Source organism: Streptomyces sp. NPDC058086 (genome assembly GCF_042885015.1).
Taxonomy (GTDB): Bacteria; Actinomycetota; Actinomycetes; order Streptomycetales; family Streptomycetaceae; genus Streptomyces.
Genome location: NZ_JBHVST010000009.1, coordinates 137,614 through 150,116, shown reverse-complemented (window position 1 = coordinate 150,116; position 12,503 = coordinate 137,614). Strand labels below are relative to the sequence as shown.

Annotated in this window: 15 protein-coding genes and 1 pseudogene; 7 read left to right on the top strand and 9 right to left on the bottom strand. The window is 71.4% G+C overall.

Annotated features, from left to right (window positions below):
- Window positions 1–3: 3 nt before the first annotated feature.
- Genes ACFVWD_RS10045 through ACFVWD_RS10030 form a run of 4 tightly spaced genes read right to left on the bottom strand, consistent with a single transcriptional unit; the run spans window position 4 to window position 3,244 of the window.
- Window positions 4–1,092 carry a 4-oxalomesaconate tautomerase gene (locus tag ACFVWD_RS10045; protein ID WP_389594865.1) on the bottom strand — a complete coding sequence of 363 codons (1,089 nt, stop codon included), beginning with the start codon at window positions 1,090–1,092 and terminating at the stop codon, window positions 4–6.
- Window positions 1,089–1,799, bottom strand: coding sequence for a 4-carboxy-4-hydroxy-2-oxoadipate aldolase/oxaloacetate decarboxylase (locus ACFVWD_RS10040; RefSeq protein ID WP_389594863.1), 711 nt, complete (start codon window positions 1,797–1,799; stop codon window positions 1,089–1,091). Before ACFVWD_RS10040 ends, ACFVWD_RS10045 begins: the two co-directional genes overlap by 4 nt.
- Window positions 1,796–2,545, bottom strand: coding sequence for a PIG-L deacetylase family protein (locus tag ACFVWD_RS10035; RefSeq protein ID WP_389594861.1), 750 nt, complete (start codon window positions 2,543–2,545; stop codon window positions 1,796–1,798). Before ACFVWD_RS10035 ends, ACFVWD_RS10040 begins: the two co-directional genes overlap by 4 nt.
- A 48-nt stretch (window positions 2,546–2,593) precedes the next feature.
- Window positions 2,594–3,244, bottom strand: coding sequence for a GntR family transcriptional regulator (locus ACFVWD_RS10030; RefSeq protein ID WP_389594859.1), 651 nt, complete (start codon window positions 3,242–3,244; stop codon window positions 2,594–2,596).
- Window positions 3,245–4,274: 1,030 nt separating this feature from the next.
- On the opposite strand from ACFVWD_RS10030, the gene ACFVWD_RS10025 reads away from it, so the two are divergent.
- The gene (locus ACFVWD_RS10025) at window positions 4,275–4,478 is read left to right on the top strand and encodes a hypothetical protein (protein ID WP_389594857.1); all 204 of its coding nucleotides are present in this window, start codon (window positions 4,275–4,277) and stop codon (window positions 4,476–4,478) included.
- Between the two features lie 257 nt (window positions 4,479–4,735).
- Window positions 4,736–5,044 (top strand): annotated as a pseudogene (locus ACFVWD_RS10020) (substrate-binding domain-containing protein); the annotation flags it as partial.
- 174 nt (window positions 5,045–5,218) lie between these two features.
- Here the strand turns inward: ACFVWD_RS10020 and ACFVWD_RS10015 are convergent.
- Window positions 5,219–6,076: a LysR family transcriptional regulator gene (locus ACFVWD_RS10015; RefSeq protein WP_168516873.1), complete on the bottom strand. Its 858-nt coding sequence runs from the start codon at window positions 6,074–6,076 to the stop codon at window positions 5,219–5,221.
- Between the two features lie 158 nt (window positions 6,077–6,234).
- On the opposite strand from ACFVWD_RS10015, the gene ACFVWD_RS10010 reads away from it, so the two are divergent.
- Entirely contained in the window at window positions 6,235–7,140 is a 906-nt protein-coding gene (locus ACFVWD_RS10010) for a DMT family transporter (protein WP_389594855.1), read from the top strand.
- Window positions 7,141–7,348: 208 nt separating this feature from the next.
- The gene (locus ACFVWD_RS10005) at window positions 7,349–7,816 is read left to right on the top strand and encodes a hypothetical protein (RefSeq protein WP_389594853.1); all 468 of its coding nucleotides are present in this window, start codon (window positions 7,349–7,351) and stop codon (window positions 7,814–7,816) included.
- A gap of 30 nt (window positions 7,817–7,846) precedes the next feature.
- Here the strand turns inward: ACFVWD_RS10005 and ACFVWD_RS10000 are convergent, their stop codons facing one another.
- On the bottom strand, window positions 7,847–8,194 hold the full coding sequence (locus tag ACFVWD_RS10000) for a hypothetical protein (protein ID WP_389594851.1): 348 nt from the start codon (window positions 8,192–8,194) through the stop codon (window positions 7,847–7,849).
- 162 nt (window positions 8,195–8,356) lie between these two features.
- Window positions 8,357–9,811, bottom strand: a complete 1,455-nt coding sequence (locus ACFVWD_RS09995; protein ID WP_389594849.1) for an MFS transporter — start codon at window positions 9,809–9,811, stop codon at window positions 8,357–8,359.
- A 242-nt stretch (window positions 9,812–10,053) separates the two neighbouring features.
- Here ACFVWD_RS09995 and ACFVWD_RS09990 point away from each other — a divergent pair, with 242 nt between their 5' ends.
- From ACFVWD_RS09990 to ACFVWD_RS09980, 3 genes are all read left to right on the top strand, one after another.
- Entirely contained in the window at window positions 10,054–10,632 is a 579-nt protein-coding gene (locus ACFVWD_RS09990; protein WP_385376082.1) for a TetR/AcrR family transcriptional regulator, read from the top strand.
- 109 nt (window positions 10,633–10,741) lie between these two features.
- Complete coding sequence (locus ACFVWD_RS09985; protein ID WP_389594846.1) at window positions 10,742–11,122, top strand: MauE/DoxX family redox-associated membrane protein; 381 nt, start codon at window positions 10,742–10,744, stop codon at window positions 11,120–11,122.
- Complete coding sequence (locus ACFVWD_RS09980; protein WP_389594844.1) at window positions 11,119–11,586, top strand: peroxiredoxin; 468 nt, start codon at window positions 11,119–11,121, stop codon at window positions 11,584–11,586. The genes ACFVWD_RS09985 and ACFVWD_RS09980 overlap by 4 nt, the downstream gene beginning before the upstream one ends.
- Before the next feature lie 54 nt (window positions 11,587–11,640).
- Here ACFVWD_RS09980 and ACFVWD_RS09975 read toward each other — a convergent pair whose 3' ends face one another.
- Complete coding sequence (locus ACFVWD_RS09975; RefSeq protein ID WP_389594842.1) at window positions 11,641–11,961, bottom strand: cupin domain-containing protein; 321 nt, start codon at window positions 11,959–11,961, stop codon at window positions 11,641–11,643.
- A 130-nt stretch (window positions 11,962–12,091) separates the two neighbouring features.
- Complete coding sequence (locus tag ACFVWD_RS09970; protein ID WP_389594840.1) at window positions 12,092–12,475, bottom strand: SH3 domain-containing protein; 384 nt, start codon at window positions 12,473–12,475, stop codon at window positions 12,092–12,094.
- Window positions 12,476–12,503: the final 28 nt, after the last annotated feature.

The window sequence follows — 12,503 nt, the reverse complement described above, 5'->3', positions numbered from 1 at the left end:
TCCTTAAGGGTGGAGTGCGGCTCCGGCCGGCCGGGGGAAGACCGTACCGTCGAAGATCTTGCGTGCGGTGCGGACGACGGCGGTACGGCGGGCCACGGGGGCGGCCCCCGAGGTGCCGTCGTCGATCTCGCTCTCGATGTCGAGGAATCCGGTGGGATGCTCGATGCGCAGCCGTCCGCCGTTCTCGGGCAGACGGGCGACGTCCTGGCCGACGCCGCCGTGGACGCGCAGCCCGGCGGCGACACTGGCGGCTCCCAGGACGCCGATGGCGGTGTGGCAGCGGACCGGGATGAAGGTGCGGGTCATGACCGCGCCGCCGTTCGTGGGCGGTGCCAGCAGGCTGAGCTTGGGCACGGTCGTCTCGCTGACGTCGCCCAGGCCCATCAGCAGGCCCGCCTCCAGGCGGATCCGCTGGAGCCGGTCGTGCAGGGTCAGGTCCTCCTCCAGGTCCCGCGGCCTTTCGTAGCCGGTGACCTGCAAGGAGGAGGCGGCGATCAGCACGGTCGGCATGCCGTTGTCCACGCAGGTCACCGGCGTGTCCGCGACGATGTCCCGGGCGTGCCCGGTGGGCAGCAGGGGGTTGCTGCCCCGCTCGAACTCGATCACCACGGGTGCGGCGGTGCCCGGCACGCCCGAGATCTCGGCCGGCCCCGCGTAGGAGACGCGCCGGTCCGGCGTGGGGAAGGTGGCGGTGGCACGGTCACCGCTGTTGACCATCCGGATCCGTACCGAGGTGTGCCCGTCCCGGGCGGCGACCAGGCCGCGTTCGACGGCGAACGGGCCGACCCCCGCCAGGAGGTTGCCGCAGTTCTGCCGGTCGGAGACCTCGGCACGGTCCACCCCCACCTGGAGGAAGAGGTAGTCGACCTCCGCGTCGGGGCTCTGGGAGCGGGAGACCACCGCGACCTTGCTGGTGAGCGGGTGCGCTCCGCCGAGTCCGTCGATCTGCCGGGGGTCCGGGCCGCCCATGACCCGCAGCAACAGGGCGTCGCGCGCCCCGGCGTCGGCCGGCAGGTCCGCGGCCAGGAAGTAGGCGCCCTTCGAGGTCCCCCCGCGCATCAGCATGCAGCGCAGCTCCTCGCCGGTGCTCATGACACGGAACCGTTCCGCGCATACTCGTCGTAGGCCTGGTACCGCACCCCGAGCCGTTCGAGGGTCTCGCGCAGGCCGTAGCGGTCCAAGCCCAATTGGCCCTCGGCGAAGGCGGCCCGGGAGGCGTCCTCCTTGGCGGTGCGCGCCTTGGCCACCTTGACGGCCGTACTGGCCTGCTCGCGGGGTACGCACACCACGCCGTCGTCGTCGGCGACGACGACGTCGCCGGGGCGGACGACCTGTCCGCCGAGCACTACGGGTACGTTCACCGAGCCGGCCGTGGCCTTGACCGTGCCCTGGGCGCAGACGGCACTCGACCAGACGGGGAAGCCCATGGCACGCAGGTCGGAGGTGTCGCGCACCCCGGCGTCGATGATCAGGCCGCGCACCCCGCGGTACCGGAGCGCGGTGGCGAAGAGGTCGCCGAACATGCCGTCGGTGGAGGGCGAGGTGGTGGTGACGACGAGGATGTCGCCCTCGCGGCACTGCTCGACGGCCGCGTGGATCATGAGGTTGTCGCCGGGCCAGCACAGGGCGGTGACCGCGGTGCCCGCGATGCGCACGTCCTGCTGGATGGGCCGGAACCCGGGGCCTAGGCTGCCGGTGCGGCCCATGCCCTCGTGGACGGTGGCTACGCCGTAGCCGCCGAGTGTCTCGACGTCCTCGGCGTGGGCGCGCGGCGGGTTGGTGACGATCAGGCCGCTCATGCCAGCTCCTCCGTGACCTGCGGGTAGGGACGCATGTAGGCCTCGCCGTAGGTGGCGTGGGGCAGGCCGAGGTTGGGGCCCGCGTTGCGCTTGAGCTGTACGCCGCGCCGCTTGCCCAGGTCGGTGTAGTAATCCCACAGGTGCTGCTGGGCGGCGAGGCACTCCATGGCCTTGCGCTTGGTCTCCCAGACCGGGGTGATGTCGAGGAGGACCTCGGGCCGGAAGCCGCACATCTCCGGCTGGTGCGGCTCGAAGAAGAACACCGGCGGGGCTCCGATGATCTCGCCCTCGGAGGGGTAGCCGATGGCCTGGGCGAGCACGCGGGCGTCCAGGGCCATGCGGGCGGCCGCCGGATGGTCGCCGTTGTAGGGGTCGTCCAGGGGGTGGGTCAGGACCACGTCGGGCTGGGTGTCGCGGTAGATCCGCACGAGCTGGTCGGTCAGTTCCTGAGTGGCGAACAGGGGGTAGTCGCCGGCGTCGAGGAAGCGCACCCGGGCGCCCAGGGCCGAGGCCGCCGCCTCGGCCTCGGCACGGCGGATCTCCTTGATCTCCTCCAGCGGCTTGCCCTCGCGCCAGGCTTTGGCGGACTCACCGCGCTCCCCGTAGGTGAGGCACGCGATGGTCACCTTCTCTCCACGGGAGGCGGCCAGGGCGATGGCTCCCCCGGCCCGCCAGACGAAGTCCCCGGCATGCGCGGTGATGACAAGTGTCGATCGTGGGGTGGTGGGCGCCTTGCCGTGCGTCATTGCTCACATCTCCTTGGTGGACAGGCCGGATGCCCCACCGCCGCGACGTCATTGGCGCAGCGCGTCGATGACTCCCGCGAGGTGGGTGCGGACGGCCGCTTCGGCCGCCTGCGGGTCCCGGGCCCTGATCGTCTCGATCATGGCCAGGTGCTCACTCAGGGACTGCTGAGGACGCCCCGGTCTCAGCGCGAGCTGGAAACGGTGGCGCACCAGCTGCCCGTTGAGCCGCTCCAGCAGCCCCACGGCGACCTGCTGGCCGGAGAACTCCCTGATCCGGTCGTGCAGTTCGTGGTTGAGCTGGGAGTAGACCAGCGGCTCGCCGCCCGCCACTGCCTTGGACATCGCGGTGCCCAGCTCGGTCAGCTGGTCCAGCTGGTCCTCGCTCGCCTCGACGGCCGCCTTGGCGGCGCAGAGGCCCTCCAGGACCATGCGGCACTCGGTGATGGCCACCGCTTCCTCGACGGTCACCACCCGCACCCGCGAGCCGCGGTTGCGGATCCGCTCGACCAGTCCCTCCGACTCCAGCTCGATCAGCGCCGCCCGGACGCTGGCCCGCGTGACACCGAACTGCTCGGCGAGTTCGTTCTCCACCAGCCGCTGGGCCGGTGCCATGTCGCCGTGCAGGATCGCCTGCCGCAGGTGCGCCAGTGCGTGCTGCTTGGCCTGCTCGCCGGTGCCTGGACGGGCTTCCTTCGGCATCGCGCCCTCCCTGAGTGGGTGCCTGTCGAACCTAAATCCAGCCCGACAAGATTGTCAACAATTTTGTTCCCTATGTTGCCGCCATGCTCCGTCGGCGGTGCGGTCACCCGCCACCACAGGGCGCTGACCGGCCCCAAGCGTCCCACGGCCGCTCGACAGGGGGACGTCACCGCCCCATCTCCCGGACCGGGCAAGGGCGCAGTTCACTCAGCGGACACCAGGGGTGTCGACGGTCCGAGGGCACGACCGTCGAGGGTCCGCCACAGGGAGTGCCAACTCGACGCCGGATCCGTTTCCTTGGGCGGGTCGGACCGGGCGCGCGTCACGTGCCGTTCGGGCCCGGGGTGACGGCCGGTACCGCCCTGACCAGCCCCGATCTGGGCGGGCGTCAGTCGCTCAACGCCAAGAGAAAGTAAAGGGAGTTGCCCACGGTGCCACGGCTCACTTCCCGTACCTCAGGCGCCCACCTGCTGCGCTTGACTTCATTGTCCCGATATGCGTAGGTTGGATATGGGTTGAACAGAAAACATACGTTTTGCCTGGCGAGAGACAAACAATCTCAACATCCCGACCGACTACATCCCGACCGACGACAACCCCGTCGTCGGCTAACAGACGGACGGGCGCCCCGCCGCGAGGTTCGCTGCACTTCAGCGGCCTGGGTGGGCCCGATGCCGCGCGATCAGCGCGCGAGTCGGCGACGGCAACTCCCGTCACTCTCAACGCCGATGTACCGGACCCTTCTCGCGAACGTCTCAGTGCCTCCATGGTGCCGACGTCACCGCGGCCGTGCAGAGCCGGCACCTGTCTACGCTCCCGGGAAGGGAAAGCACCATGCGGATCATCACTTCTAGGACGTTCCGGCTGGTCGCCAGCCTGTTCGCCGCTCTGGCCCTGGCGTTCGGCACGGCCGGCATCGCCAGCGCGGCCAGTTCCCACTCGGATCACTCCTCCGACTACTCCTACAGCAGCAACTGGAACGACGACGGAGGCCACGGAGACCACGGAGACGACGGCGGCTACGGCGGCGGTGGCGGAGACCACGGCGGTGGTGGAGACCACGGCGGTGGTGGAGACCACGGCGGTGGCGGTGGAGACCACGGCGGCGGTGGAGACCACGGCGGTGGCGGTGGAGACCACGGCGGCGGCGGTGGCGGAGACCACGGCGGCGGTGGCGGTGGCGGACACGGCGGCGGTGGCGGTGGCGGACACTGACCCCAGTAGTCGCAACTGACATCTGAAGATTGACAGCCTGTCATCTCGCCGAAGACGGCTGGTCTTCTCCGAACGGTCCCGCGTCGCGCCAGCGACCCGGGACCGTTCGGCGTGCGGCCGTGCGACCTGCACCGGCGGTCGTCCATGGTCCCGGTACCGTCGCGACAGAACCGATCGGGAGCGTGCTGACGGCTGGTGCGCGGCGCGTGACGCTGAGCGACGTCGCCGCGGCCGGTGGAGTCTCGCGGGCGACCGTGAGCTTCGTACTCAATCGCGATGGCATTGCCTGACCACGACTCCCCGCTGGTGGAAGTGCGGCTGCGCCTCGCCCGGCAGACCGTGACCACGCTGGGGCTCGCCCCTCCGGCCTCCTTCGTCGTGCCCCGTCCGAGGACGGCCGGTACCGGCGCCGTCAAGGCCTTCCTCGCCGCGCACGGGACCGTGACGGCGGTCGCGGCCTTCGCCGACGACATCGCCCTTCGCACCCTGACGGCCCCGCACGACCTGGGACTTGCCGCACCCGACGACCTGGCCGTGATCGGTTTCGACGACACCGAATACGGCGCCCTCGTCACGCCCGCGCCCGCGCTCACCACCGTCCACATCGATGCCGAAGCCCAGGGCCGACTCGCCGACCGCACCGCGCTCGGCCTCGGTCTCGGTCTCGCCGGTCTCAGCCCGAGCCCGGGCGGATCATCGCGCGCGACTCGGCGTGACACCGGCGGGCAGCACGGCGCACCCGATGCGCGGCGACGTCGACTACGCGGCTCGGCGATAAAGGCCCGTCAAAAGTTCGATGGCGGCGGGGGCGGCTGGGTGCGGGTCGTCCCGCCACCAGGCGAGCCGCACCGCGATGGGCTCGGCGTCGCGCACCGGCCGGTAGACGACGCCGGGGCGCGGGTACTGGTGTGCGGTGGACTCGGCCGTCATACCCACACACCGGCCCGTGGAGATCGCGGTGAGCCACTCGTCGACATCGTGGGTCTCCCTGGTCACCGGGCGGGAGTCGGGCGGGAACAGCTCCGTCGTGGTGGTGCCGGTCCTGCGGTCGATCAGCAGAACGCGCCCGCCGAGGTCGGCGAGTCGCACCGAGCGGCGCCCGGCCAGCGGATCGTCGGCGGCCAGGGCGCACAGCCGCCGTTCCAGCCCCACGATCGCGGAGTCGAACCGCCGGTCGTCCAGAGGTCTGCGCACCACGGCCGCGTCGCAGGCCCCTTCGGCAAGACCGGCCGTCGCGGAGTTGACACGGACGAGCCGCAGCTCCGTCTCGGGGTGCGCCCGCGCCCAGTCGCGCTGAAAGGCCAGGGTGTGACGGCCGAGCGCGGACCAGGCGTACCCGATCCGCAGCGAGACGCGCCCCGACGTGGCTTCCTGGACCAGGTCGGCCACCTCGCCGAGTACCCGCCGGGCATGCGCCAGCACACGCAGTCCCGTCACCGTCGGAGTGACCTCGCGGGAGGTGCGCCGCAGCAGCCGCACCCCGAGGGCGCGCTCGAGCGAGGCCAAGGTGCGGGACACGGCGGCCTGGGAGACCCCGAGCGCGATGGCGGCGTCGGTGAAGGTGCCCTCGTCGACGATCGCGACGAGACAGCGCAACTGCCGCAGCTCCACATTCATGACGGAGGCACCCACGACGGATGCGTCCTCGGCAGAAGCGTCCCCGACGGAAGCGCCCTTGCCGGAAGCGTCCTCGGCTGAAGGATCCATGACTCAAGCGTATAGATGGACCGGCTGATGCATTTTGCGCAAGAGCCCCGGCCTCCCAGCATCGAGACATGCACGCAGCCTCCGCACGCCGGGCAGAACCCGCGCGTCGCACTCCCCCGGCGAGCACCTCCCCGAAGCCGGGCGGCACGCGCCTGTCCGGCGTGGTCACCATGGTCGGCAGCGGCCTGTCCAATCAGACCGGTGCCGCCATCGGCTCCCTGGCCTTCCCCGTCCTCGGCCCCGTCGGCGTGGTCGCGGTGCGTCAGTACGTCGCCGCGGTCGTCCTGCTGGCGGTGGGCCGCCCCCGGCTGCGGACGTTCACCTGGAGGCAGTGGTGGCCGGTCGTGCTGCTGGCGCTGGTGTTCGGGACCATGAACCTGTCCCTTTATACGGCGATCGACCGCATCGGACTGGGGCTGGCGGTGACCCTCGAGTTCCTCGGCCCCCTCAGCATCGCGCTGGCCGCCTCCCGCCGCCGCGTGGACGCGTGCTGTGCGGTGATCGCCGCGGCGGGTGTCGTCACGCTGATGCGTCCGCGCCCCTCCGCCGACTTCCTCGGAATGGGCCTGGGACTGCTGGCCGCCGGCTGCTGGGCGTCGTACATCCTGCTCAACCGCACCGTCGGCCGCCGTATCCCCGGCGCGGCGGGGTCCGCTGCCGCCGCCGGGCTCTCCGCCGTGCTGTTCCTGCCGGTCGGCGTCGCCGTCGTCGTCCGGCACCCTCCGACGCCGACGGCGGTCGGCTGCGCCGTGGCCGCCGGTGTGCTGTCCTCCGCGGTGCCCTGCCTCGCGGACCTGTTCACCCTGCGCCGCGTCCCGGCCCCGGCCTTCGGCCTCTTCATGAGCGTCAATCCCGTCCTGGCCGGTCTGGTCGGGTGGATCGTCCTCGGTCAGGGCCTGGACTGGACGGAGTGGACGGGCATCGGCGCCGTCGTCGCGGCCAACGCGCTCGGCATCCTCGCCTCACGAAGTTGACGGACACGTCACGGACCTGACGGCACCCGGGCAACGGACTGCCCCAGAAGAACGTTTCGGCGAAAACGCCAGACCGCGCCACCCCTTCCGTCACTTAGAAATATCTACCAGCATGAACACGCCGGGTCGGCGCCCAGGTGCGGGTCGCGCATCCGAGTGCGCCGCTCCACGCCTGGTCAGACGGCCTGCGAATGCCCTGGAGTTGGTCATGCCGGATGTGATGTGGATGCAAGGTGTCGAGTGGCTCGCGGCGGCCGCCTCGGACCCCCGGGCCTGCAAGCGGGAGTGGGATCAGGGGTCGGGGACCGTGCTCATGGAGGCCGGGCGGTTCTGGGACGTGCTCAGCGTTCCCGAGCAACTCGGGCTGCTCGCCCTGGACATCCTGTGGAACGACCCGCTGCGCGCCCCCGGCCCCACCCTGGTGGACACCGCGTCCCGGAGAGTGGGCTTCTTCCTGCCGCCGGACCCGGCCAGCCGCTGGGTCGGCTCCGGCCTCCGGCACGCGGGCAAGGGCTCATGGGTCGCCGTACCACCGCCGTACCGCGCCGCGAGGTTCCTGGAATGGCTCATTCCGCCCGACGGGACCGGAGACCTGCATGCCGCGGTCCCCCTGGAACTGGCGTTGCAGCGGGCCAACGGGACGCTCGCCGTCCTGGTACCCCCGCCTGGAGGGTGACCGTCGTTCCGCGGCAGCACGCGGAGGGGTTCACCAGCCCAGCAGGCCACGGGGTACGGGGACGGCGGGTACGGAGCCGGCGGACGCGGTCTCGGGTTCGGCCGGTACCGGTCCGGCGGTCTTCTCGTCCCGCCTCTCCGCCCAGGAGTCGACCGACCAGGCCGCGCTCTCGAAGGGGCCGGCGGCGGCGAAGGAGGCCCACAGCACCGCGACCACCTCGCGGTGCTCCGGAACCACCCGGCCCTTGGCCCGCCACTCCTCAACCAGTTGGGCGTAGATCGGCGGGTGGCCCAGACGCCCGTCCGTCAGCTCGGCGTAGCGCCGGCCCGCGAAGCCCTGCTCCGGACGGCGCCGCCGGGCCGTGTGAGTGCTGTCCATGTCGGAGCAACGGCGGTGCCTGCGCCGGTGGTACGCGCCCGTGGTACCGCTCACCGAGTCGGGTGAACGCGCCGCCCGTTCGGAGCCATGACCCTGTCCGACAAGCATCTTCACACATCAACGCGATCACGCCGAGCATGGTCCCGCCGGGCGTGGTCCGGGTCAGCTCCGCGCGCCGGGAGCGACGGCGGCCTCCGGTTCCGTAAGCGCGGAGTCGGCGTCCGCGCGGGCCGAGGCGGAGAGCCGGCCGGCCCGCTGGACCGGCACAAGGAGGGCGGCCAGCGCCGCGGCCAGGCAGAGCAGGGCGAGCAGGGTGAATCCGTGGGTGTATCCGGAGCCGTAGGGAAGGCCCGAGGACTGGAGCCGGCCGGTCACCAGAACGCTGGTCACGGCCGCGCCGATGGACCCGCCGATGGTGCGGATGTTCGCGTTCATCCCGGTCGCGGCGCCGGTCTGCTCGGGCGGCACGCTGCCGACGATCAGGTTGGCCATCGAGGCGAAGGCGAGTCCGATACCGAGGCCGAAGATGCCCGCGGCGAAGGCCACTTGCCACTGCTGGTCGTGCCACAGGGCGAGGAAGCCGCAGGCGATCGCACCGAACGCGGCACCGGTCGTGAGCAGCTTCTTCGCGCCGAGGACGGGCTCCAGCCGACCACTGAGCACACCCGAGCAGAACATGGCGAGCAGCATCGGCAGCATGAGCAGTCCGGCCGCGGTGACACTGGCGCCGAAGCCGTATCCGGCGGAGCTCGGGGTTTGTACGAAGCCGGGGAGGAAGGACCAGATCGCGTACATGCCCGCACCGAACAGGAGCGCGGCGGTGTTGGTGGTCCACACCGCGGGCAGCCGCATGACGCGCAGGTCGATCAGCGGGGTACGGGAGCGCGCCTCGGCCAGCAGCCACAGCGCGAAGAGCAGGACGGCGGCGGCGAACAGCCCGATCACCCGGGCCGATCCCCAGCCCCACTGGCCCGCCTGGCTGAGCGGGAGCAGCAGCGCGACCAGCCAGCCCGACAGCAGGACGGCACCGAGCCAGCTGACGCGTCCCTCGGCCCGGCTCGGGGATTCGGGGACGTAACGCAGGGCGATCAGTGTGGTGACCGCGACGACGCCGACGGGCAGCCAGAACAGCCAGCGGTAGTCGAGCGCGGACACGATGGGACCGGCCGCCACCAGTCCGACGCCGCCGCCCGCGGCGATCACGGCGGACAGGTTGCTGATGCTGGGGCCGACCTCGGCCGCGGCGAACTCGTCCCGGATGATGCCGAAGGAGAGCGGGAACAGCGCTCCGCCTATGCCCTGGACGACCCGGGCGACGATCAGCACGCCGATGTTCGGCGCGAGCGCGGCGAGCAGACAGCCGAGCGTCACGGTCACGAGGACGGCGACGAGGGTGCGCTTCTTGCCGATCAGGTCGCCGACCCGGCCGAGGATCGGGGTGAAGACCGAGGCGGACAGCAAGTAGGCCGTCATCACCCAGGTCACGGTGGCCTGCGAGGTGTTCAGGGCGTGCTGGACGGTGGGCAGGGCCGGTGCGATCAGCGACTGGAGCATGGAGAACACGCCCGCACCGGTCGCGAGGACCGCGAAGGTGAGGCGGGTGGACTTCGTGGGCATGAAAAGCCTCTCCGAACGGAGCGGAACGGAACGAAACAGAGCAAGCGGAACGGCCACTCAAGGAGCGGGGGCGGGCTGCGTACGGCCCGTTCGAGGTCACAGGGGGTACAAGCGCGTCGACGGTGCGTGCGGGCGCACGCCACCACGGGAAACGCACCCCCGACTGCTAAAGTGGAGGTATGCCTCCACTGTAGCGGAGGCATACCTCCGCTTCAACCTTCTTCTCGGCCGGGAGGCACCAAGTGACGGCTCAGCCGTTCCCCGTCAGCGGGATCGTGGCGTCCCGGCGCCCGCACCGCAAAGACGCCGCACGCAACTACGACGCTCTGCTGGGCGCCGCGCGCGAGGCCTTCGCGGAGCACGGCGCGGAGGCGTCCCTGGAGGACATCGCCCGGCGCGCGGGCGTGGGCATCGGCACCCTTTACCGGAACTTCCCCACCCGCCGCCACCTCTTCGAGAGCGTGTACGCGGACGAGGTGGACGCCCTGTGTCAGGTGGCCCTGGAAGTCGCCGAGCGGGAGCCCTGGGAGGCGCTGACCTCGTGGCTGCGGCGGTTCGTGGACTACACCGTGACCAAACGGGCCATCCGTGAGGCGCTCGACAACGAGTCGGAGATCTTCCTGACCTGCCGGGACTCGATGTACCAGGCGGGCGGCCCGCTGTTCGAGCGGGCACAGAAGGCCGGCGAGGCGCGCGCGGACATGGACTTCGACGACCTGCTGCGCATGGTCGCCGGGATCACCTCGACGAACTTCCTCGACGACACCCAGCGCGACCGGGTCCTCACGGTCGCGCTGGACGGCGTCCGCGCCGCGCGCTGACATCGGCCCGGGGCAGGCGGGAGGGACCCCCACCCCTTCGTGAGCCCCGTCGCCCACACCACACTTACCCTCCAGTAATATCTCGCGGCAGTCCCCTGGAGGAGGAACCGTGCCACGGTCGGAACGCTCAGCCCTGTTGCTCGCCGGCCTGCTGGCCACCGCGGGTGTCGGTCACTTCCTGTCGCCACGGCAGTTCGACGCGACCATTCCGCGGGCGCTGCCGGGGGCGCCCCGGACCTGGACGTACGCGAGCGGTGTCGCCGAACTGGCGCTGGCCGCCGGGGTGGCGGTGCCCCGTACCCGGCGGGTGGCCGCGCTGGCCACCGCGGCCTTCTTCGTCGGGGTGTTCCCCGCCAACGTCCAGATGGCCGTGGACTGGCGCCGGCGTCCCGCTCCGCAGAAGGCCGCGGCGATCGCGCGACTCCCCTTGCAGGTGCCCCTTGTACTGTGGGCACGCAGCGTTGCCAATGGTGGGAAGGGTCAGTCATGACGCGTGGTGTGGATGTGGGCGACAAGGTCGAGGACTTCGCCCTGCCCGACGAGACCGGTACGGAGCGCAAGCTGACCGAGCTGCTCGGCGAGGGACCGGTCGTGCTGTTCTTCTACCCCGCCGCGCTCTCCCCCGGCTGCACCACCGAGGCATGCCACTTCCGTGATCTGGCAGCCGAGTTCACCGCCGCCGGCGGGCGGCCGGTCGGCATCAGTGGTGACGCGGTCGACAAGCAGCAGGAGTTCGCCGGGCGTCACACGCTCGGGTACCCGCTGCTGTCCGATGTCGACGGCACGGTTCGCGAGCGGTTCGGGGTGAAGCGCGGCTTCTCCCTGGCACCCACGAAGCGGGTCACCTTCGTCATCGCGCAGGACCGCACCATCCTGGAGGTGGTGCGCAGCGAACTGCGGATGAGCGCCCACGCGGACCGGGCCCTCGCCGCGCTGCGGGCCCATCAGGGCTGACCTTCGACTCCCCGCGGCGGCCGGGTCGTCCTGCCTCGGCCCGGCGCGCCCGCGTCACTCGCCCTCGCCCGGTGGGCCGACGACATGAAGGTCGTAGGCGCCCACCAGGCCGGCAGCGGCGTCGAGGCCGAGGGACGGGGGCAGTTCACCGGCAAAGGCCACCGGGGTGCCGTTGCGGGTGAACCATTCCGCGACCCCGGTCGGCACCGAGGTCACGAGCAGACGGGATTCCGGGCTGCGCACGACATGGCGGCGCGGGACGCCGCGGGCGCCGAAAGCGACGTCGCCCGGGCCCAGGTCGTAGCGCTGCTCTCCGACGAAGAAGGTGATCTCACCTTCGAGTACGGCCCAGATCTCGTCGTCATGGGCGTCCACGTGCATGGTGATCCTTCGCTTCGTGAGGCGGTCGGGCGGGACCCCGTCCATTGTGCGAAGCGGTGGCTCGAGGAAGCTTCAGTCATCTGACTGGTCCGTCCGACAGACATTGGACCGGCCGCCGCGCGGGTCAGCACTGCGCCGAGGCCGGAAGATCGGCCCGCTCGTCACCGCGGAGATACAGGGCACTGACCCAGCCGTTGCCGATGCCGGGGCCGCCCGAGAGATAGATCCAGATGTGGCTGGTGGAACCGTGGTCGACGACCGTCTCGCCGGAGAGCCAGCAGAAGGCGGGGTAGCTGTACCCGGCGCGCAGCCTGCCGATCGCAGGATGGCCGTTGCCCGGGCCGGATCGGATGGGCGCGTCGGCGATGGGCACGACGGTGTACGTCTCGTAGGCAGCCTGTCGCGTGAGGCCGGTCGGCGCCGCGGCCGAGGCGGCTCCCGCACTCAGCAGGCCGCACGCGAGCACGGCTCCGGCGAGGACGGCGGCGGCCTTGCGTCGGATGTTCATGGATGAACTCCCTGGCACGGAGGGACGA